This window comes from Actinosynnema sp. NPDC023587, assembly GCF_040640215.1.
Lineage (GTDB): Bacteria > Actinomycetota > Actinomycetes > Mycobacteriales > Pseudonocardiaceae > Actinosynnema.
On record NZ_JBFABG010000008.1, the window covers coordinates 127,474 to 148,236 of the forward strand.

Sequence of the window (20,763 nt, forward strand, 5' to 3'; positions counted from 1 at the left end):
GCGACCAAGCCATGGCTCGGCCGCGCCGCACGGCGTGACGGTCCGGTCTCAGGACTTCGCGCGCAGGGCGGCGGGCATGGCCGAAGAGCTTTCAGCGCACCCGGTCAAGGTCTGCGCGGCCAGGTCGTGCACCGCTCCCGACACGTCGGCGTCGCGGAACGCCTGGTGCTGGCGGTCCGAGCCGGTGCCGTCCCGGTCCAGTGCCGCCAAGAGGCGTTCGACCAGCTCCAGGTCACCGCTCGCGCGCAGCGCGTCGTGCACCACCTCGCGGAGCCGGTCGACCAGCGGGCGCGCGGGTACCAGCCGACCCGAGTACACGTCGAGCGCCTGGCCGGCCAGACCGTCCCGGGCCGCGCGCCACGACGCCGCGCGCAGCCATTCCGCGGGGACCGGCGAGGCTCGCACGCCGCGGTGCAGATCGGCCAGGGCGGTGGTCACCAGCGCGCGGGTCAAGGCGGCCAGCAGGACGGCTTCGTCCGCCGTGGCGGCCACGTCGGAGACGCGGACCTCGACCGTGGGCAGCCGGGAGGACGGCCGGACGTCCCAGTACACCATCCGCTCGTCGCGGGCCGCGCCCGACTCCGTGAGCATGGCGGTGGTCCGCTCGTAGTGCTCCAGCGACTCGAAGTACGGCGGCGGACCGGCGGACGGCCAGCGCGACCACACCACCGAGCGCCAACTCGCGTAACCGGTGTCGCGCCCCTGCGCGTACCGCGAGTTCGCGGTGAGCAGGCTGAGCACGGGCAGCCACGGCCGGAGGTGGTTGCAGACCTGCAAGGCGATCTCCGGGTCCTCGACACCGACGTGCACGTGGCAGCCGCAGATGGACTGCTCCTCGGCCAGCAGTCGGTAGTCCTCGTGCAGGCGTTGGTACCGGAGGTCGTCGCTGAGCTCGGACCTCGGCCCGCCGAACGGGGGTGCGCCGATCGCCAGGAGTCGCGCCCCGGCCCGGCGGGCCGACTCCGCGGCGACCGAGCGCAGACCCCGCAGTTGCTCCAGCGCTTCGGTCATGTCGTGGCACACGGCGGTGTTCGTCTCGACCTGCGCGGCGGACAACTCGGTGTCGAGCACGACGCCGAAACCGTCTTTCGCGTACTCCGCGACCTGTTCTCCTTGTGCGACAGGCCGCCCGGTGTCCGGGTGGACAAGCAAGAACTCCTCTTCGACGCCGAACGTCGGTACCGTGTGGTGCGCGTCCATCAAGACCCTCCAGGCGACAGGGGTTCACGGAGTACCCGGTTTCGCGAAATCCAAGCCCATTCGCGCCGACCGGTCGTCCGCCGCACACCAGCGCCCCAGGTCCCCTCACCCAGCATGGCTCATTTCGGCGACCGAAGTGGACTCACCATCGACCGGCCCCGGGACGATGCTGAAAGAACGACCACCGATCTGCCCCCGAGCTGACCAGCGGTTCGACACCGATCGTCACGAAGTTGCGCCGAACTCGCCCCGGTTTGGCAGTCTGTACAGCTATGGGAACGCTGACCTATGGCTTGAACGTCTCAGTGGACGGTTACACCGCCGACGCGAACGGCGGTCTCGACTGGAGCACGCCGGACGACGAACTGCACCAGTACTGGAACGACCGGACCGGGGACGTCGCACTGTCGCTGTACGGGCGGAAGTTGTACGAGCTGATGTCGGCCCACTGGCCGACTGCCGGCGACGCACCCGACGTGTCCCCGGTGGAGGCCGAGTACGCGCGGCTGTGGCTCGCGATGCCGAAGGTGGTCTTCTCGCAGACCCTGGAGTCGGTCGACTGGAACTCCAGGGTGGAGCGGGGAGACGTGGTCGAGGTCGCGAAGAGGCTCAAGGCCGAGACCGAGGGCCTGATGGAGGTGGGCGGTGCCACGCTCGCCGCGCCCCTGATCAGGGCCGGCCTCGTGGACGAGTTCCACATCCTGGTCACGCCGGTCGCGATCGGCGGCGGCACGCCGTTCTTCCCGTCGCTGGACAGGTGGTTGACGCTGGAGCTGGTGGGGAACCGCACCTTCCGGTCGGGCGCGGTCCTGCTGCGCTACAAATCCGTGCGCGCCTAGGAGATGCCGACGAGGCTCGTCGGCGTCGATCGGCTCGACGTCCAGCCGGAACCCTCCACTCCGTCACCGGTGTGGGTCGGGCATCCTTTGAGGCGGCATGCCGCCCGCGAGACGCGTCACGACCGCGCCGGCGACGTCCAGGGAACAACCCGTGACCCGACACACCAGGGATGACAATGAGGCCGCTGACCTTCAACGACGACAAGGGCAACGAACTGGACTGGCTCCCGGGTGGCCCTCACTCCGCCTACGACGCGTTCCGGGAGTTCATCGACCGGCACCGCGCCGACGACAACGCGTCGTTCTTCGTCGAGGACGAGGAGAACGAAGAAGCGCTGTTGCTCATGTTCAATTCCGGGATCATCTGCCGGGCCAAGGGGGTGCAGGACTCGCGAAGCGAGTACTTCCTCGTCACGGACGGCGATGACTACAGCACCCTGACCGACAACTTCATCCTTGGCGGCTTCACCGCGCTCGATGACCACGGCCCTTGGCTGCCGGACATCGCCGCCCTGCTGCGCGCGCGACTGCGATACGAGTTCGACGAGTCGGTGTTGCGGCGCACCCACCCGCGCGAGTTGCGCCGTCGACTGGAGATCCTGACCCGCGTCGACGGGCGCGAACCCACGACCGCCGCCGGCACCACCCACTTCGGCTACGGCAACGGCGAGGGCGACACCGTCAACGCCTGGTTCACCGCAGACGGACGCGGCCTGGTCGTCACCTTCGACCACACCAGCCCACTCGACTGCTCCAACGACCCCCACGCCCAGGCCGCCCTCTACGACGGCGTACCGGCAGACCTCCTCCACCCGGCGAAAAACGCACCGGAAACCGACACCACGCGCAACGTCCCCCACCCCGACGGCGGCACCCTCGTCGCCGCCACCGGCATCTTCACCCTCTCCGGCCCCTGCGCCATGGCCGACGGCCTGGTCGCCCGGTTGCAGGAAGCCCAGACCACCCTTGAGGACATCAGGGTCGCCCACCCACTGGAGGACTTCCTCGCGACCGAGGACTTCACCCCCGCCACCGTCGCCCAAGCGGCACAGTGGTGGAGCGCCGAGGACATCGCGAAAGGCTTCGCCGCGACCAGCGCACTCGCCCAAGAGCAGTTCACGACCGCGCCACTCGACCAGGAGAAGCTGACCCGCTTCCGCCGGATCTGGGCGGACTCCGGGTGCAACGACCGCTGGGGGGTGCACTACGTCCTCCTCGACGGCTGGACGCTCGACGAGGTGGGCGACGCGCGCGACGAACTCCTGGCACTGGTCCGGTCGCTCGGACTTGAGATCGTCGACGCACCACCGGGAGCCGCCGACGGCGAGGTGTGGGTTCGCACCGACCCCCGCGTCGACGCCGAACTCAAGAACTGGTCGTGACCGGTCACGACGTCGAGGACGAGGTCATGGCGAAACCGAAGCGCACCAAGAGGAAGCGGCCTCCGGCAGCCGCTCCGCAGGAGACCTTCGCGAACGCGCTGGGGCGACCGGTCGACAGCGCCGAGGCCCGGGTGGTGATCGACGCGTTGGGCGGCGTCCACGAGGTCCGCCTCCTCCCCCACTCGACTTCGCGCTATGACCCCGACCTCGCGCGGACCGTCGCCTGGGACTTCCCCTCCGCACCTCCCGCGAACCGCTGGACGGCCACGCACATCGGCGTCCGGGACGACACCGTCGTGTGGATCACCGTGTCTGCGGCACTCGTCGACGGGGTGGCCGGCGACCGGGGAGTCTTCCTGCGGCTGCCCGAGGGCGATGAGGAGATCTTCCGTCCCCGGGGAGAGGACTGGAACCGGGCTCCCGCGATCGTCCGGCGCGGAGCGGCGTACCTGCTCGACCTCGACGTCGGGCAGGGCCACTGGGACGGCAACTACAAGTTCCCCCTCACACCGCGTCAGGCGAGGAGTGTGCGGGCGGACCCCCTGCTGTACCGCGAGGTGTGGGACGGCCTCGTCCGGATCTGCCAGTCCAGGCGCTTCTTCGACAACCCGGCGACGCTGCCCGACGACGCGCAGGCCGTCATCGACGCCCGCTGCGGACGCGGCTGACGGCTGACAGCCCGCCGACGCCGGAAGCCGGGACTTCCCCGGTCCTCAGTGCACTGCTCGCGTCGCCGCCGCGAGTGCCAGACCGGTGAGCGAGTCCTGTCGCGCGACGAGTTCGGCGGGCGTGCCCTCGAAGACGAGCCGACCGCCCTCGGACCCCGCGCCGGGACCGATGTCGATGACGTGGTCGGCGCGGGCGACCACGCGCATGTTGTGCTCGACCACGACGAAGGTCGCTCCCCGGTCGACGAGGTCGTCGAAGAGCGCGTTGATGGTGTCGACGTCGTCGGGGTGCAGCCCCGTGGTCGGCTCGTCGAGCACGATCCGGTCGGCCGGGTCGCGGCGCGGATCGTTGAGGTGCCGGGCCAGCAGCAGCCGTTGCTTCTCACCGCCGGAGAGGGTGTCGAGCGAGCGGCCCACGGCCATGTAGCCGAGCCCCGTGCGCCGCACCCAGGACATCGCGCTCGCGATCCCCGCGTGATCGGCGAACAGCGCCGCGACGTCGGCGGGCACGGCGGCGAGCACGTCCGCGATGGACATCCCGTCCAGCCGCGCCGACAGGGCGGTGTCGTTGAAGCGCAGCCCACCGCACTCGTCGCACGGTGTCGAGACGTCGTCGAGGAACGCCAGCTCGGTGGTGATGTGCCCCTTGCCCTTGCAGGTGGGACACGCGCCGCGACCGTTGAAGCTGAACCAAGAGGGGTCGAGCCCCGACGCCGCGCCGAACGCGCCGCGAACGGCGTCGGAAACACCCAGCACGGTCAACGACATCGACCGGACCCCGCCGCGCAGCGGCTCCTGGCCGACGACCGCGAAGTCCGGATGTTGTCGCGGCAGCTCGACCGTGGCGAATGAGCTCTTCCCGGACCCGGCGACACCGGTCACCGCCGTGAGCACGCCGAGCGGCACATCGACGTCGAACCCGGTCAGGTTGTGCGATCGGGCACCGGTCACCCGCACGACGCCGTGCGCCGTGCGCGGCTCCGGCCGCAGGTGCAGGGGCTCGGCGAGCAGCCGGCCGGTGATCGTCCCGCTGTCGCGCAGGTCGTGCGGCGTGCCCTCGAACTCGATCCGGCCACCGCCGGCACCGGCACCGGGGCCGAGGTCGACGACGTGGTCGGCGACGGCGATCACCTGCGGGTGGTGCTCCACGACGAGGATCGTGTTGCCGCGGTCGCGCAGTCGCTTCAGCAGCACGACCAAGCGCTGGATGTCGGCGGGGTGGAGCCCGGCGCTCGGCTCGTCGAAGACGTAGGTCACGTCGGTGAGCGCGCTGCCGAGGTGCCGCACGATCTTCACCCGCTGCGCCTCGCCGCCGGACAGCGTCGACGATTCGCGGTCGAGGGTGAGGTACCCGAGACCGACCGAGAGCAGGGCGTCCAGCACGTGGCGGATGCCGTTGAGCGCCGGGGCCACCCTCGGGTCCGCGAAGTCGTCGAGCAGGCCGCGCAGGTCCGAGACGGGCATCCGCACCCAGTCGACGATCGACCGCCCGTCGATCAGGCTCGCCCGCGCCGCCGCGTTCAGGCGCGCGCCCCGGCAGTCCGGGCACCGGTGCGTGGTGACCACCTGTTCGAGCTCGGCGCGGACCGAGGCCGACATCTTGGAGCGCCCCTGCTTGAAGTAGACGTCGCGCATCCGGGTGATCACGCCGTCGAAGAGCGCGCTCTTCGGGAACTCCGGGTCGGGGTGTTCGAGCTTGTGCCTGTCGGCGTAGAGGAAGAGCTCCCGCTCCTCCGGCGTGTAGTCCTTCAGCGGCTTCGACCGGTCGAACAGGCCGGCGTGGGCGAAGCGCTTCCACCGGTACACGCCCGGACGGAACATGCTGAAGCGCACCGGTCCCTCGTCGATGCTCTTCTCGGGGTCGATGAGCTCGTCGACGTCGATGTCGAAGACGGTGCCGAGCCCTTCGCAGGTCGGGCACATCCCGGAGGCGTCGTTGAACGAGTAGGCCGGCGAGTAGCCCGCCGACGGCTCGCCGATCCGGGAGAACACCAGCCGGAGCAGCGAGGCGAGATCGGTGGCGGTGGCGACGGTGGAGCGCGAGTTGCCGGTGAACCGGCGCTGGTCGATGAGGACGGTGAAGGTCAGGCCGTCCATCGCCTGCACGTCGGGCGCGGGCATCTGCGGCAGCCGGGCCCGGATGAACGTCGAGTAGGAGTCGTTCACGAGCCTCTGCGACTCCGCGGCGATCGTGTCGAGCACGAGCGACGACTTGCCGGAGCCGGACACCCCGGTGAACACGGTCAGCAGATGCTTGGGCACCTTGAGGGAGACGTCCCGGAGGTTGTTCGTGCGGGCTCCGGTGACGACGATCGGTGCGCTGCCGGCGGGATCGACTGAGGCCATGGCCGAACGCTACTGGTGTCGCCGGCAGGACGCCGGGTCTGGCGAGCGGATGCGGGCGACACGGCGCGGCGTAAGGCTGTTCGTCACGAACACCCGACACAGTGGGGTGACGTTGTCCCCGTTCTGTCATGCGGTGTAGCCAGGTCGTTCTACTTCGGGAAGACCTCTCCGGCCGACCAGGGCTCGGTGGCTCGCCAGGTCTCCAGCGACGAGGCCAAGCCGTCGACCAGTAGCGGGAGTTGCGGGGCCATCGCCAGGCAGGCGACCATTTGCAGGTCGCGCAGGCGTTCCATGGCACGCAGCACGGCGGTGTCGACCGCGCGCAGACCCAGGTCCGCCGCAGCGGCGTTGTAAGCCGCGATCGCCTCCTCGCCCGTGTGCGCGAGGTCCCACTCGATCGGAGCGACGCCGACGTGCTCGTAGTCGGAGTACAGCACGGCGTCGGCGGTCTCGATCAGGTTGTAGAACGGGGCGTCGCCGTGGACCACCTGAACGGGAACGCCGGGAAACGCCTGTGCGAAAGCAGAAGGCGATGCGACGACGGGCGAGAGAGCAGCCCACTCGGCGCGGGCGCGGGCCAGGTCCACGGTGGACAGGAGGTCGTCACGGCCCTCCAGATCGCCGAAAGCCAGGTCGACGTACCCCTGGATGCCCGGGAAGAAACTGGTCCCACCCGGGTACTCGGCCAAGATCGAGTGCAGGCGGGCGACGGCGGGCATCCGCTTCACCGCGTCGTAGTCGGTGGGCACCACGCCCTCGACCTTCTCCCAGAAGGTCATCGCGAACCCGTCGCGCTCGACGGGTTCCGCCGCGACGAGCCCGCTCGGGACCACGGTCGGCTCGCCGCGTGACGCCATCCACCTCGACACGTCCAGTTCCGTGCGCTGGAAACCCGCAGAGGTGGTACCGCGCGGCACCACCACCGGCACACGCGCGACGACCGGCGATGGTGCGAGGTCCACCACCACCGAGAAGACGTCGTACACGATCGTCGCCTCGGACGCGTCCAGCCCCAACTCCGTCGCAGCGGCGACAGCGGCGTCACGGGCACGTTGCGAGCGAGCGGCGCGCTCTTCCTCGGTGATCACGAACGCCACTCTAGAAGATCGTCACGTCGAGCACCTGGCCCGGACAGTCGTGCGGCCCGGCCTTCGCCATCGCGACGGCGCACGTCACAGCACAGGCCGACCGCCCCGTCCCTCCGGCTTGGAGCGGTTCCGCTCGCAGGGTCCAGCGGTAGCCCCGTCGAGATCACGCCGGTGCGGTCGCCTGGCTCTTCTTGAGCTCGTTGAGCGCGCGCCAGAACCCGTCGAACAGGTCGCGCAACTGGACCAGCCACGTCAACGCGCTCGCCAGCGCCTTGCCCAGGGCCTTGAGCATCGAGGCGACCGTCCGCACCACCTGGGCGATCTTCGTGGTGGCCTGCGCGATCACGACCGGCGCGGCTGCGCCGACGGTGCAGGCCAGCTCGATGGCCCAGCTCACCAGCGCGCCGGCGAGGGTCGCCAGCAGGTCCCGGATCGCGACCCGGATGCCGCCGACCACCTCGGCCATGGCCAGCGTGATCCCGGCGATGCCGTGCGCCCCGCCGGCCGCGCCCTTGGCGATGCCCGCGACGGCGTCGGCCTTGCGCAGGTAGCCTTCCGCCGCCCGCCCGGTCCACGAGGTCACGCCGCTCTTGGCCGCCTGCTCGAACTCCTCGCCGAGCTTGAGCACCTCCTGCTCGATGTTGGTCCAGGTCGCCGCGTAGCCCTTGACCATGTCCGGGTTGCCGGTCAACGCGTGCAGCGCGGCGCGGGCCGGTTCGACGTGTTCGAGCATCCAGGAGAACAACTGCCCGGCGACGTAGGCGATCGGGTCGACCGCCGCGCTCACCGCGTCCAGGGCGACGCCCGCCACGCCGGAGATGATCAGTCCCAGGTCGTTCTGGTCGATGCCCTGGGCGATCGTCCAGCCGGCTTCGAACGCGGTGATGCCCGTCATGAACCCGGTGCTCCCGGCGTTCGGGTCGGGTGCGCCCATGTTCTCCAGGGGGTTGAGGTCCTGGAGGTAGTTCTCGCGCAGGTCGGACCGCTGGTCGACCAGCGGGTTGTCGCTGGAGTTGTCCACGTCGACCACTACCGTCCCCCTCGGATCACCGGTGCGGAGGCGACGGCGTCCAACTGCGCCAGCAGCGCCTTCATCACGGCCTCGACCTTCGCCTCGGCCTCCTGGTAGGTCTTCGCGCAGTCGTCGAGCCCGCCCACCATGTCGTGCAGGAGGCTCGCGGTGTCGCCCAGCGTGTCCACACCGCGCTGCTGCGGTTCCTTGAGCAGGCTCGCGAATGGGCGGCACAGCAGCCCGTACGCGTCGTCCAAGCCCGCCACGTGGCTACCGGCGTCGGTCGCGGTGTCGGCGCGACCGGCGAAACCGTCCACCGTGGTCGCGTGGGTCGCCAACTCCTCGGAGTCGACGGTGAATCCATCGCTCATGTTCTCCGCCTCAGCGCAGGAAGGACCGGTCGTCCCAGCCGTCGTCGTCGGGTCGGTCGGGTCGGTCGGGTCGGTCGGGTCGGTCGGGTCGGGGTGCGGCGCGCGGAGCGGGTGGCGGCACGGGATTCTCGTCCTCCACGCCGCCGATCTTCATCTCCCGCGTCACCTCGTGGGCCGGCCCGGCGTCGTCGCCCGGCACGTCGGGGAAGCGCTGCTCGTACTGCGCGAAGATGCCCCGGGCCGGTTCGTCATCGGCGGGGACGGTGGCCGCGATGAGGTCCTGGACCCGTCGGCGCAACGTCGCCTGCGCGCGCTTCATGCACGTCATGATCTGCGCCGAGACCTGCGCCGGATCGAGACCCCGGGAACGCTCGCCGAGCGTGATCTCGGTGGGCACGCCGTTGCTGTCGACCGTCACCCGCACCGCGCCGTCCGGAGAGGACTCGGTCGCCGTCGTGGTGTCCATGCGCTGTTGCAACTCGGCGTACTGCCGAGCGCGCTGCTCCAGCCCCGAGGCCCACTTCTCCAGTTCCTCGGAGGCTTTCACGGGATCAGAGCTGATCACCGAACTCTCCTTCTGCCTTCGTCGCAGCCGCCGGATCGCGGTCCCGCCCACGGCACGCTAGTCGGCGATCGGGCGCGATACGGGCAGAACGGGGATTCTCTTCACCCAATCGGGTTATCGACGAGCCTGCGTGTGACGGGATGCCCAGGTCACGCGCTTGTGCACCAGTTGGGCGACCAGCGCCGCGTCGTGCACGGGGATCATCCACTCCCCGGAATCCGCGACCAGCACCACGGCCGGTCCTGGCTGCGCGTAGAGCTGCGTCCCGTCGGGCATCGTCATCCACGGGCGCAACTCGGGGTGCCCGGACAGGACCACGGGCCGGACCTCGCGCAACCGCCCGAACGGAACACCCCCGGCCACTCGCGGCCCGGAACCGCGCCCCCGGTGCAGGCGAGCGCCCCACTCGACGCCGTCCCGACCCACGGTCACCCGGGCGCTCACCAGGTCGGGAGTGGTGATCGCGAACCTCACCGACAGGGCGACGACGAACGGAGTGGCCCCGAGATCCGCGACCACGGGAACCATCAGCGCGCGCTGCGCCCGGTGCGCGACCAAGACGGCCACGCCGGCGGCGACCCAGCACACCGCGAACAACACGCCGGCGGACGCCCGTGCGAGTGTCGACGCCGCGTTGGCCGCCGCGCCGTAGCCCGGGATGCACCCCAGGAGCAACTGGCAGCCCACGCACAGCCCGACCGCCCCCGTCCAGCCGGGGGGTTCGAGCACAGCCCGGCGCAACCACCACGCCAGCGCACCCGCGATGCCCACCGCGACCACGGCTGACATCGCGGCCCACCAGCGCAATCCCGACAGCACGAAGAACACCAAACACACCACGGCGAGCAGGCCCGGCACCACCAAGGCCGCGATGGACAACAACCGGCGGACCCGGGACCAACGCCCGGCCAACACCGCTGCGGCCTGCGGGTCGTCCACCTGTGGAACGGTTCGGGGGATCAACGCCATACCGGCAGCCTATGGCCACCGAGCGCCGGTGAGGTACCGAACGCCGATCCTGTCCTCCTATCTCCTCGTACCTCCTGTGCCTTTCGTGCACGACCGTCGTCACGAGTCCTGTTCGACGATCGCCGCGACCTCGGTCCGCTTCACCCGACTCGCCCGAATGATCGCGTAAGGCCCACGGCAAGAACCGCAGCTCGCGCCGCCGACGAGAGATCGAAAATCGCTGGCGTGGATGCGCGATGATGAGTTGGCCTCGGCACCGGCCAGGTCGGCGCGAAGCGCGTACGCCACGTTGGCGCGGGGACTCGGACGACCTGGGCGCGGTGCCGACTCCGAACCGGACGCGGCGGTGGTCGCGCTGAAGCGCCTCGGTCCGGTCGAGCACGTCGAACTGCTCCGGACGGGCCTTGATGCCGATCTCGACACGCCGGTCCTGTGGCAGGCCACTCGCGTCCGACCGCTCGCCGCCGCAGTGGGCCGACTCGATCCAGCGCTGCCCGAGCACGACCGGCTCGGCACGCTCACCGACGGCACCCCACTGCCGCGAACGCTGCGCGCGCTCGTGCGCCGCCCGGAGATCGCACCGGCCTACGCCATGGAAGTGGTGGCGCGGGCGGTCCGCGCTGCCGTAGGCGCGCTGGTGGGCGATCACGCGCTGATCCGATCGGTCGCACGCCTGCCCTCGACCGAGCTGGTGTGCGTACTGGCGATCACCACCACCTGCGCAGAACAGTCCACACAGGACGACACCGTTCAGGTGGTGGCGGTGAGAAGTACGACGGTTCCCGGCTTCCCTGTCAGCGATCTGGCCGACGAGCACGGGCCGTGGCAGTCGGCGCTGACCGCAGCGAGCGAGCTCGGCGTGCCCGTAGAGCTGTTCTGGCAGCGCATCGCCGAACACGGGCTGCTCGTCCCGGCCGCGCTGTTGGGCAAAGCGGGCTGGCCGGCCCTCTGGCGTCGAGCGCACCGCTGAACAGAACGCCTCAAGAGGTAGGGGTCACGCACGCTTGCCCTTGGGCTGGACGACCTCGGTCCACTTCCACCAGGGGTAGTGGTACTCCCCGTACTCGACCTGGAACCGCTTGCCACAGTCACCGCACTCGCAGATGCGGTCAGGAACCCATCGCCCGTCGTTGGGTACCGTTTCCACGACCCGGACGTGCCCCCGGCGCTCTTCCTTCGCGGGATCGTAGAACTGGTGCGAGAGGTAGGCGGCGCAGAGGCAGGTGCCCTTGCCGAAGAGCTCGATCCGGTCGAGTACGTGATCCAGGTGGGAGCTGTTGGACGCGAGCGCGCCGCCGAGTTCCGCGTTCGCGGTCGCCTTCGCAATGGCCGGCAACGCCCGTGTCAGCGGTACCAGGCTCGCGGGATCACGGGTCGCGAAGACCGCCCACACCGCAGCGAGGATGCGGCTCTTGTCGCCGGAGAGGAAATCCGCGACGAGTGGCGACTGGAGCCATTCCTCCTTCTCGGCGGCCGGCTTGGCCAGCCACGGTGCCGGCAGCACGAGCACGGCGGCTCTGCTGGTCGCCGGCGCGGTGGCCGAGTTGTCGACCAGGATCACGGCGTTCTTCCCGTTCCGCCACAACGCCGCGTTGTCCGGACCGAGCGCTCGCACCAGGCTCGCGGGCGCGCTGCGCGGGTCGACCGGATCGGTGTCGTCGTCGGTGAAGAGCGTCGCGTCGAAGCGGTAGCGGACGACCCAGCGCTGGTCGGCCAGCTTGACGAGAGGCGTCGTCAGGGACGCCAGGGCCGCCGCGTCCGAGGTGGCACCGAGGGGAAGCACGTGCGCGTGGACGCCGGTCTGCCCGGCGAGCCCGTCGATCTCCCAATCCAGCGACTCGTCGCCGTCCGGCCACGGCAGGTCGACCATCTGCTCGATCACGGCCATCACCTGCTCGGGACGGGCGTCGATGACGTCGTCAGGCATCCGGCTGAACTCCGGGTTCACCGTCCGCGAGCAACTCTCGGTAGCGAGTGACGTGGTGCTCTGCCGGGGTCGGCGTCACCGTCGGCTCCGGGAGCTCGGCGGGATCGTCGGCGCTGATCGTGACGCCCTGCGACCGGCACCGCGCAATCACACCGGCATACCCGTCGTCGGCCCACTGGCCGTACTCGTCGCTCAGGGCTTCGCTGAGGTTGGCACCCCGGAGGAGCTGGAACTGGCCCTCGTTGTCGAGGCTGACAATGGGTGCGGCGGCGAGCGGGAGAGCGTTCGGACCACGCCAGTAGCCGAACGCCTGGCCTTCGTCCTGGTCCTCGGCAACCCACGTGATCAGCGCGGCCGTTTCCTCGATCGCCCGGGTGTTGGCGACGATATCGGGATTCGCGAGGTCGTCGGCCGTCAGGTAGCCGGTGTCCAACGCCGCCGGCTGCTCGTTCTCGGCGAGCAGGCGCAGGCCATCCGACCAGGGGTTCGACTCGCCCGCGTCCTGCCGGCGACGCCAGACGGCGAGGTCTTCGGGAACCATCGGCATGCCTTTCGTGGTGGTGTGCGGCTCTCCGGTGGAGCGCACCGCAGTCTCGCACGGTAACCGCCACCGAACCGAGGCGGGAAACGAGTCCGGCACCCCAGGTCGTGCACAATGGAGGCCGCCTGGAACGAACCGTGCGCACTCGGCAGTCAACCGGCAACTTTACGTTACCCCTCCAGGTCGTTGCCGTTATATTCGCCACTGAGATCAATCTCGACCAATCCAACCCCTCCGAGGGGGTGTCTCACCATTGTGGTGACGTCGACGCGCTGAAGAAATTGGACGTCGATTTCCACCCCAGCTCCGACCGGCCACCGCCAAGAGTTGTGGGACGCGTGACGGCATCACCGTGTGCAGGTGGCCGGAGCACGAGGTTCCTCGTAGATGGCGGAGCCCATGCGATGCGCCGTTGTGAACGGCGCGACGGGTCCGGGAGCGGAGGGGTTCGGTGCGCTCGTCGGCAAGGAAGTCGGTAAGCGGTGTGGTGGTGGGGGTGGCGGTCAGCCTGGTCGGGCCTCCGGCGGCACAGGCCGGTGCGCTATCCGACTCCGTGCTGGGTGCCCTCGTGGAACGGGTCACCGTGGTCGACCTGCAACGCGGGATGGACTCCGGGCTGTTCACCTCCCAGCAGTTGACCAGGGGTTTCCTGCGGCGCATCGAGAAGGTGAACGCGCGTATCCACGCGGTGGTCCGGGTCAACCCCGACGCCGTCGAGTCTGCGCGGCAGAGCGACGCCCAGCGCGGGATGCGGGGGCCGTTGGAAGGGATTCCAGTGCTGCTCAAGGACAACATGGACACCGCCGCCCGGCAGCCGACCACGGCGGGCTCCACCGCTCTGGCCGGGTCGAAACCCGCTCGGGACGCGTTCCCGGTGTCACGGCGACCCGCAACCCCTACGTGCTCGACCGCAGTCCCTGCGGTTCGTCCAGCGGTTCGGCCGCCGCCACTGCCGCGAGCCTGGCCGTGGTGACCATCGGCACCGACACCGACGGCTCCGTCCTGTGCCCGGCCGCCGCCACCTCCACCGTGGGCATCCGCCCCTCGCTGGGTTTGGTGAGCCGCAGCGGTGTCGTGCCTATCACCTCACGCCACGACACCCCCGGCCCCATCGCGCGCAACGTCACCGACGCCGCGCTCACGCTCCGGGCGATGCACGCGACCGACACCGCCGACCCCGACACCGCTCCCGCCGCCGGTGCGCTGCCCGCCGACCCGCGCGGCGTACTCACCCGCGATGCGTTGCGCGGCAAGCGAATCGGGGTGTGGCGCACCGGGCACACCGGCCTCGACCCCGACATCGACCGGGTCTTCGACGCTCCTGTGAGCAAGCTCCGCGACCTCGGTGCCACCGTCGTGGAAGGAGCCGACGTCCCGAACACCGACGACATGGCCGCGAAACACCTGCTGCCCGCCCTGTTGACGGAGTTCAAGCACGACCTCAACGCCTACCTCGCCGCCACTCCCGGCACCCACCCGAAAAACCTGACCGGTCTGATCGACTACGGCAGGCGGCACGCCGACGTCGAACTGGCCGAGTTCGGCCAGGACTTGTTCGAGCTCGCCGACCAGACCGACGGCGACACCACCGACCCCGCCTACCGCGCCCACCGCGACGCCGCCACCACCGAGGCCAGGAAGGGCATCGACGACGTGCCGGCCCGCCACCGCCTGGACGCCATCGTCACCCCCACCGACCCGCCCGCCCCAGCCCTCGAACAGTGACGGCCTGCCCCTGGGCCTGTCCTTCATCGGCACCCGCTTCACCGACGCCCACCTCCTCGGCTACGCCTACGCCTACGAACAGGCCACCCACGCCCGCAAGGCCCCGCGCTACCTGCCGACCACCCGCTGAACCCCGCTGGTCAGCAGTTCACCGTCGACCCTCCGTTGTTCAGCGCGGAGTTCGAAAGCCATCCTCGACTGCCGTTGCTCTTGACGGCCATGGTCCAGTACCGCCCGTCATTGCTGCGGCGGCACATGTACTCCACGGTTTCACCGGGCGACACGTGCGCGTTTTTCGGGCAGGCGAAGTCCGGGCCCGCGTACAGGTCCGCATCGACCTTCAACCGCCCGGCGCGGGAGTCCTTGTCCGAAAATCCCGGGCGGAAGCAATCCAGGGTGGTGCCCGCAGAGGCCACGGACGCCTCGGACGATCCGGAAGCGGCGGCCACCCCGGACCCTGGCGACAGAAGGGCTCCGGCGACGACGACCGCGACAGCCAGCAGGCAGTTCGACGATTTCACGGAATTCTCCTTCTGTTGTGCCGCACAGGTTTCGTCCCTCGACCCCGACAGGTCGTGGCGAACCTGCGCGGCCTGTCCTCACATGGTGGGCTCATCGAGGCGAGCGCACCCGTGGCGTCACCCGATGTCACCGCATTCGCACCTATCGGATGTCGTCACGCCTCGTAACGGCACGCTCCGCACTTCGCGCGAGGGGCGAGGCGTTCGCCGTCGCGGATGCGGCGGTGGAGGCTCAGGGGCGGCCATGGACACGACCGTGGTGGAGATGGGCAGCGCTGATCGAGCTAACGCACCCGGCTCTCGACCAGCGGGAGCAGCGGCTCCAGGTCGTCGCAGGACGTACCGGTGTTCGCCGGCACCGCGATCTGGACGTGGACGGTTGCCTTGTCGTGGAAGGAGATCAGTGCACCGCACGCCTCCGTGCCGGGAGCGGGCTTCTTCTCGACGAACCGGACCACCTTGCGGCCGTTGACATCGGCGTGATCGGACACCGTGTAGCTCGCGTTCGCGGACTCCGCGAACGTGGAAGCGAGCACGGACATCGTCGACACCGTCACGGAGCGCACCTTCGACCCGGAGTCGCCCTCGGCGGACCAGCGGCAGAGCCGCCACTCCCCGACCGGTGCCATTTCGACACCCCGACCCAGCCCCCGCCCGCTCGTCTCCTCGTCCACCAGCACCTGACACGGGTCGACCTTCGCGATGTCGACCGGTGGAGGTTCACTGGTCCCGCATGCCGTCAGAGCCGCCACGGCGATCACTACACCCAGGATTCGCACACCGACACGCTACCGTCACCACAGCAGCGGGTGGGCGAACTCTCGCGCGGCGTTCTGCGGGCTCTGCTCCTCCACGTCAAGGAACCGGAGTCGCCGGCACGCCTGTTGCCACTCGCCCGTTCTGTCGAGACACGCTGGCGGGGTTGTCATGCTGCCCCAGCGGGGTTGCCGGTGATCGCGACGCTGATCGCGTGATCCGCCTGCGGCAGAACGGCGGGGCCTCACACCAGATAGATGTTCCACTGCTGGTCCGCACGGTCCGGGTCGCACGGCGCGAGCTCCAGTTGACCCGCCGGCCCGGTGTGCGTGGCGCAGTCGCCGCCGCCCGCGTTCGCGAACAGGGACGGGGTGGAGTTCGGATCGCCGATCGGCCTCCGCTCCCACCGCTGGGCGTCCACGTCGTCGCACGATGCCTGCCACAGCGCGCCATCGGCGGCTGCCAGGCACTGTTCGCTCGCCGCGTTGCGGAACGTGTCCTCGTCCGGGTCCCAGTACCAGTGCTGGGACGGGTCGTCGGTGAAGTCGCCGAGCGTCACGGACGTCCCGCCGGCGGCTTCCCACACACCGGTCCCCACGTCGACGCTCGCGAGGAAGACCAGGTGCTCGGCCGCGTTCGCCGCAGTCGGCGCGGCGGCGAGCAGGGTGGCGGCGAAAACAGCGGTGGTGGCTGCGGCGAGCGTGCGGTGTGCCATGTGCGGTGCTCCCGTCCTCGTTCGGTTCCTGCGCGAACTCAGCGCGTCCTGAGTATGTGCGCGGCCTCCGACGGGTGGCCATCGCCCATCCCCCGACCGTGACGGGAAACCACCTGCTTGGCCTACCAACGACCTGATCGACGGGGAGGCCGGTGGACCATCGGACTACCGGAGCTGCCGTGTCCCGCCGAAGAAATCAGCCAATCCGAACGACTCGGCATTCCGCTGTCAGCCCCGAGGCCGACTTGCCGCCACAGCTCAGCGAGCCGGCCACCTACGGCTCGCTGAGCGTGGACCTGAGTTCACCACCAGTCTCGCCGGAAACCTGACGAGAGTCGATCACCGTGATCGTGTGCCGGGAACGGGAAGTCGTTCTCCCTGCACTGCTCGGTATGGATGTTCTGGTCGTGCTGCCGGCGGCTAGAAGATCAGCACGACCAACAGGGCCACGGCCAGCACGACGGCGATCACGGTCGGGATGGTGGCGGGCGACCGGCGGTGGTGGGCCTGCACGCTGGTCGTGCGGAACCAACTGTGCGGCACCCGACGGCGATGACGACTGACCCAGGGCATGACTGCTCCGTTGTGGTTGTGTCCGAAGGAGTCGCCGCACCGGCACCCCGGCACGACACCGCGCCCGGCAGGCACGATCACGCTTGTCATACCCCGCGACACCGCGCCCGACACCTGTAGCCCAGAACCGGGGCATCCGCGCGCCGGCAAGCCTCCTGACAGAGTGGCGGCACTCGTCCAACCGGACGCAGCCCGGTCACCGGCACGCGTGGATCAGCGGCTCCGGTCGTGCCCACAGCCCCGACGACGACTCAGCCGAGGAATGCCCGGGAAGCGTCACCCGGCGACATCGCGGGCGTGGCCAAGACCTGCCTACGGATCGTAATAATGGAAATCGACCGAGCTCGCCGCGCACGTTCCCTCACGACGTGATCGCGGAATGAATCGCCTCCGAGGTGACGCTCCGCGCCGCTTCCGTCCCGAACGGTGACAAGTCCTGTCCGGCCAGTTCACGAACAGTCACAGGCCGGATAGGAGTCGGCCTCGGTGCGTTCACGCAGTTTGTCCGCATGCCCGATAGCGCGCCCACCCGGCACCTCGCGCCACAAGTGCCGTAAGACCTGAGCTCAAGCTCGTCACGGCACCACCTCCCGGGCGACCACCGGCCGGTTTCTTTCGTATATCCGAACGCTCGTCGCTTCCCAGGTTGTTTTCCACCCACCGCACATATGAGGTGGTGCCACGACCCGAGGAGTACTCATGAGAAAAGTTGTGGTGGCCGTGTCAGCGGTCGCCCTGGTGGCGACGCTCCCAGTCCCGGCGCAGGCCGGGGAGCAGGACCAACGGACCCCGCTGCACGCCCAGCGCCTCACCTGGGCACCGTGCGACGACATCCCCGAACCCACCCTGGAGTGCAGCACCTACACAGCGCCGCAGGACTGGCGCAGCCCCCGCGACGGCAAGACGATCACCATCGCGATCAGCCGCCTCAAGCCCAAGCCCGGCGGCACCAGGGGCAGCGTGGTGACCAACCCGGGAGGCCCCGGCGCGCCGGGTCGAATCCTGCCCCTGCACTTCCAGACCAGGTCGAGGCTCGTCGACAACTTCGAGATCATCGGCGTCGACCCGCGCGGAGTGGGTGCCAGCACCAACCTCACCTGCGCCAACGCCGACTCCCTGACGGTGACCGACCCCCGCGACCGGAGCCGGGAGAACGTCAAGCTGATCTACGACGCGGCAGAGCGCCACGCCGCCGCCTGCCAACGCCACTCCGGCGAGTTCGGCAAGGTCGTGAACACCGAGCAGACGGTCAAGGACTACGACCTGCTCCGCCACCTGCTCGGCCGGAACAAGATCAGTTGGATCGGCTACTCGGGCGGCACCTGGACGGGTGCCCACTACGCGACCTACTTCCCGCACCGGGTGGACAAGTTCGTGTTCGACTCGAACACCGACTTCACCACCACGTTCCAGAACTCCTCGGCCGAATTCGGTCCGGGCTTCGAGCGCAGGTTCCGAGTGGACTTCCTCCCGTGGGCGGCGAAGTACCACAGCCTCTACGGGCTGGGCACCACGGCGGAGCAGGTCCGCCAGAAGTACGAGGAAACCAGGGCGAAGCTGGTGAAGTCCCCGGTCCAGCGCCCCGACGGCACCGTCTTCAACGGCGTCATGCTCGACCTGCTCCTGATCCAGGGGTTGTACAGCAAGAACAACTTCCCTTACACGGCACAGACGTTCTCGGAACTCGCCCAGACCGCGACCGCACCGGCCGCCACCGCAGCCGCACCCGTGGTCCAGTACCCCGACGCCGCGAGCGCCACCGCCTTCGCCATCTCGTGCAACGACACGAAGTTCTCCGGAGGCCGTGACCACCTGGCCCGGGAAGCAGAACGCCTCGGCAGGCAGTACCCCCTGGCCGGCTGGTACCAGACGACAGCTCCGTGCGCGTTCTGGAAGCGACCGCCGCTCCAGCTCAAGGCCCCCACCGGCAAGGGCGTGCCGCCGGTCCTGATGGTGCAATCAGCCCGGGACCCCGCGACGCCTCTGGAGGGAGCACAGCGAGCCCACCGGAAGTTCGCGAACTCCCGCATGCTCACCGTGACCGACGAGGGTGACCACGGCGTCTACGCGTTCGGCAACCCGTGCGTGGACGACGTGGTCGAATCCTTCATCGTGGACGGGAAGATCCCGAGGAAGGACTCCACCTGCCCCGGCATCCCCCTGCCCGACCCGACCAGTCAAACCCAAGCCAAGACTTCACTGATCGCCAACCACTTCTAGTAACGTGTCGCGGGGGTCGAGCCGGTCGTCGGTCCTGTGGGCCGACGACCGGCCTGGCTCTTGCCTCCCGGAGCATCACCACGTTCACCACCGGATCAGTGCGTCCGCTCGGGGGATGTCCACTGCCCGCCAGACGTCGTCGAGAGCGACGGCGAAGCCGTGGACGGCCTCGGCGGTGTGTGCCGCGCTGGGGGCGACGCGGAGGATTTCCTCGCCCGCGCGGACGCTGGGAGCGTTGATCGACTGGACGTAGATTCCGTAGTCGCGCAGCAGTAGCGCGGACGCCTGCTTGCACTTCTCCTCGTCCGCCACGAACGCCGAGACGATGTGCGACTGGTCGGACAGGAACGGGATGCCGCGCTCGGTCAGCAGGGCGTGCAGCAAGCCGGCGTTGTGCGCCAACCGGTGCCGTTCGGTGTCCGACGCCCGCAGGTGCCGTACCGCCGCGAGCGCGCCCGCAGCGGTGGCGGGTGGCAGCGACGTGGTGAAGATGAAGGGACGGGACGTGTTGCGGATCGTGTCGACGATCCGCGCGGGGCCCGCGATGTAGCCACCCGCAGTGCCGAAGCCCTTGGCCAGCGTCCCCATGATGACGGTGAACCGGTCGGCGATGCCGAGGCTCGCGGCGATGCCCGCACCCTGCGGGCCGTACATGCCGACCGCGTGCACCTCGTCCAAGAACGTCACCGCGTCGTGCTCGCGGGCGATGTCGGCGATCTCGGCCAGGGGCGCGATGTCGCCGGACATCGAGTACACCGATTCGAGCACGATCAGCTTCGGGACGGCCGGGTCGACGGCGGTGATCAGCTCACGCAGGTGCGTGACGTCGTTGTGCCGGAAGATGTGCTTCTCCGCACCGCTGTGCCGCAGGCCGTCGATGATGGACGCGTGGTTTTTCTCGTCGGAGAACACCGCGCAGTTCTCCATGCCGCCGGCCAGCACGGTCAGCGCGCCGTCGTTGGCGCTGTAGCCGGAGACGAAGAGCAATCCCTGCTCTTTGCCGTGCAGGTCGGCCAGTTCCCGTTCCAGCACGTGGTGCACGTGGTTGGTGCCGGAGATGTTGCGGGACCCTCCCGAGCCGCCGCCGTACCGGTCGATCGCGTCCTTCATCGCCGCGAGCACCTGCGGGTGCTGCCCCATGGCCAGGTAGTCGTTGCTGCACCAGATGCTGATCTCGGTGGAGTCGCCCTGGTCGGTCCGCGTGCCGGCCGCCGGAAAACGCCCGGCGATGCGCTGCACTTCAAGGAATTCCCGCCTGCTGTCGGCGAGGAGTTCCACGCCACGCCCTAACACGTCCAACGGCTGCACCACTTGTCGGCCCTCTTTCCGGTCGTGCGCGGGGAAG

Annotated in this window: 19 protein-coding genes and 1 pseudogene; 6 read left to right on the top strand and 14 right to left on the bottom strand. The window is 69.6% G+C overall.

Annotation, left to right across the window (positions count from 1 at the left end):
- Positions 1 to 48: 48 nt before the first annotated feature.
- Positions 49 to 1,200, bottom strand: a complete 1,152-nt coding sequence (locus AB0G01_RS21965) for a glutamate--cysteine ligase (RefSeq protein ID WP_360948294.1) — start codon at positions 1,198 to 1,200, stop codon at positions 49 to 51.
- A 272-nt stretch (positions 1,201 to 1,472) separates the two neighbouring features.
- Between AB0G01_RS21965 and AB0G01_RS21970 the strand changes: the two genes are divergently transcribed.
- The 3 genes from AB0G01_RS21970 (at position 1,473) to AB0G01_RS21980 (ending at position 4,089) form a co-directional block, all read left to right on the top strand.
- On the top strand, positions 1,473 to 2,039 hold the full coding sequence (locus tag AB0G01_RS21970; RefSeq protein WP_360948296.1) for a dihydrofolate reductase family protein: 567 nt from the start codon (positions 1,473 to 1,475) through the stop codon (positions 2,037 to 2,039).
- A gap of 176 nt (positions 2,040 to 2,215) precedes the next feature.
- Positions 2,216 to 3,421: a DUF6357 family protein gene (locus AB0G01_RS21975; protein WP_360948298.1), complete on the top strand. Its 1,206-nt coding sequence runs from the start codon at positions 2,216 to 2,218 to the stop codon at positions 3,419 to 3,421.
- Entirely contained in the window at positions 3,418 to 4,089 is a 672-nt protein-coding gene (locus tag AB0G01_RS21980; protein ID WP_360948300.1) for a hypothetical protein, read from the top strand. The genes AB0G01_RS21975 and AB0G01_RS21980 overlap by 4 nt, the downstream gene beginning before the upstream one ends.
- A 45-nt stretch (positions 4,090 to 4,134) precedes the next feature.
- Here the strand turns inward: AB0G01_RS21980 and AB0G01_RS21985 are convergent, their stop codons facing one another.
- The 6 genes from AB0G01_RS21985 to AB0G01_RS22010 form a co-directional block, all read right to left on the bottom strand.
- Positions 4,135 to 6,435, bottom strand: a complete 2,301-nt coding sequence (locus tag AB0G01_RS21985; RefSeq protein ID WP_360948302.1) for an excinuclease ABC subunit UvrA — start codon at positions 6,433 to 6,435, stop codon at positions 4,135 to 4,137.
- 149 nt (positions 6,436 to 6,584) lie between these two features.
- Complete coding sequence (locus AB0G01_RS21990; RefSeq protein WP_360948304.1) at positions 6,585 to 7,523, bottom strand: aminoglycoside phosphotransferase family protein; 939 nt, start codon at positions 7,521 to 7,523, stop codon at positions 6,585 to 6,587.
- Between the two features lie 163 nt (positions 7,524 to 7,686).
- On the bottom strand, positions 7,687 to 8,553 hold the full coding sequence (locus AB0G01_RS21995) for a hypothetical protein (protein WP_360948306.1): 867 nt from the start codon (positions 8,551 to 8,553) through the stop codon (positions 7,687 to 7,689).
- A complete protein-coding gene (locus tag AB0G01_RS22000) occupies positions 8,553 to 8,906 on the bottom strand; it encodes a type VII secretion target (RefSeq protein ID WP_360948308.1) in 354 nt (117 codons plus the stop codon). The genes AB0G01_RS21995 and AB0G01_RS22000 overlap by 1 nt, the downstream gene beginning before the upstream one ends.
- A 10-nt stretch (positions 8,907 to 8,916) precedes the next feature.
- The gene (locus AB0G01_RS22005) at positions 8,917 to 9,471 is read right to left on the bottom strand and encodes a YbaB/EbfC family nucleoid-associated protein (protein WP_360948310.1); all 555 of its coding nucleotides are present in this window, start codon (positions 9,469 to 9,471) and stop codon (positions 8,917 to 8,919) included.
- Between the two features lie 114 nt (positions 9,472 to 9,585).
- Complete coding sequence (locus AB0G01_RS22010; protein WP_360948312.1) at positions 9,586 to 10,440, bottom strand: hypothetical protein; 855 nt, start codon at positions 10,438 to 10,440, stop codon at positions 9,586 to 9,588.
- Between the two features lie 346 nt (positions 10,441 to 10,786).
- Between AB0G01_RS22010 and AB0G01_RS22015 the strand changes: the two genes are divergently transcribed.
- Complete coding sequence (locus AB0G01_RS22015; protein WP_360948314.1) at positions 10,787 to 11,410, top strand: hypothetical protein; 624 nt, start codon at positions 10,787 to 10,789, stop codon at positions 11,408 to 11,410.
- 24 nt (positions 11,411 to 11,434) lie between these two features.
- Here AB0G01_RS22015 and AB0G01_RS22020 read toward each other — a convergent pair whose 3' ends face one another.
- Entirely contained in the window at positions 11,435 to 12,367 is a 933-nt protein-coding gene (locus AB0G01_RS22020) for a hypothetical protein (RefSeq protein ID WP_360948316.1), read from the bottom strand.
- Complete coding sequence (locus AB0G01_RS22025) at positions 12,360 to 12,953, bottom strand: hypothetical protein (protein WP_360948318.1); 594 nt, start codon at positions 12,951 to 12,953, stop codon at positions 12,360 to 12,362. Before AB0G01_RS22025 ends, AB0G01_RS22020 begins: the two co-directional genes overlap by 8 nt.
- 559 nt (positions 12,954 to 13,512) lie before the next feature.
- On the opposite strand from AB0G01_RS22025, the pseudogene AB0G01_RS22030 reads away from it, so the two are divergent.
- Positions 13,513 to 14,633 (top strand): annotated as a pseudogene (locus tag AB0G01_RS22030) (amidase family protein).
- 140 nt (positions 14,634 to 14,773) lie between these two features.
- Here AB0G01_RS22030 and AB0G01_RS22035 read toward each other — a convergent pair.
- From AB0G01_RS22035 to AB0G01_RS22050, 4 genes are all read right to left on the bottom strand, one after another.
- The gene (locus tag AB0G01_RS22035; protein WP_360948320.1) at positions 14,774 to 15,154 is read right to left on the bottom strand and encodes a hypothetical protein; all 381 of its coding nucleotides are present in this window, start codon (positions 15,152 to 15,154) and stop codon (positions 14,774 to 14,776) included.
- A gap of 284 nt (positions 15,155 to 15,438) precedes the next feature.
- Positions 15,439 to 15,933, bottom strand: coding sequence for a DUF3558 family protein (locus AB0G01_RS22040; RefSeq protein ID WP_360948322.1), 495 nt, complete (start codon positions 15,931 to 15,933; stop codon positions 15,439 to 15,441).
- Between the two features lie 221 nt (positions 15,934 to 16,154).
- The gene (locus tag AB0G01_RS22045) at positions 16,155 to 16,625 is read right to left on the bottom strand and encodes a hypothetical protein (protein WP_360948324.1); all 471 of its coding nucleotides are present in this window, start codon (positions 16,623 to 16,625) and stop codon (positions 16,155 to 16,157) included.
- Positions 16,626 to 17,045: 420 nt separating this feature from the next.
- Positions 17,046 to 17,168, bottom strand: coding sequence for a hypothetical protein (locus tag AB0G01_RS22050; RefSeq protein ID WP_360948326.1), 123 nt, complete (start codon positions 17,166 to 17,168; stop codon positions 17,046 to 17,048).
- 729 nt (positions 17,169 to 17,897) lie between these two features.
- Here AB0G01_RS22050 and AB0G01_RS22055 point away from each other — a divergent pair.
- Positions 17,898 to 19,418 (top strand): alpha/beta hydrolase, encoded by a 1,521-nt coding sequence (locus AB0G01_RS22055; RefSeq protein WP_360948328.1) that lies wholly within the window; start codon positions 17,898 to 17,900, stop codon positions 19,416 to 19,418.
- Between the two features lie 84 nt (positions 19,419 to 19,502).
- Here AB0G01_RS22055 and hemA read toward each other — a convergent pair whose 3' ends face one another.
- Positions 19,503 to 20,711 carry a 5-aminolevulinate synthase gene (gene hemA, locus AB0G01_RS22060; RefSeq protein ID WP_360948708.1) on the bottom strand — a complete coding sequence of 403 codons (1,209 nt, stop codon included), beginning with the start codon at positions 20,709 to 20,711 and terminating at the stop codon, positions 19,503 to 19,505.
- Positions 20,712 to 20,763 lie beyond the last annotated feature (52 nt).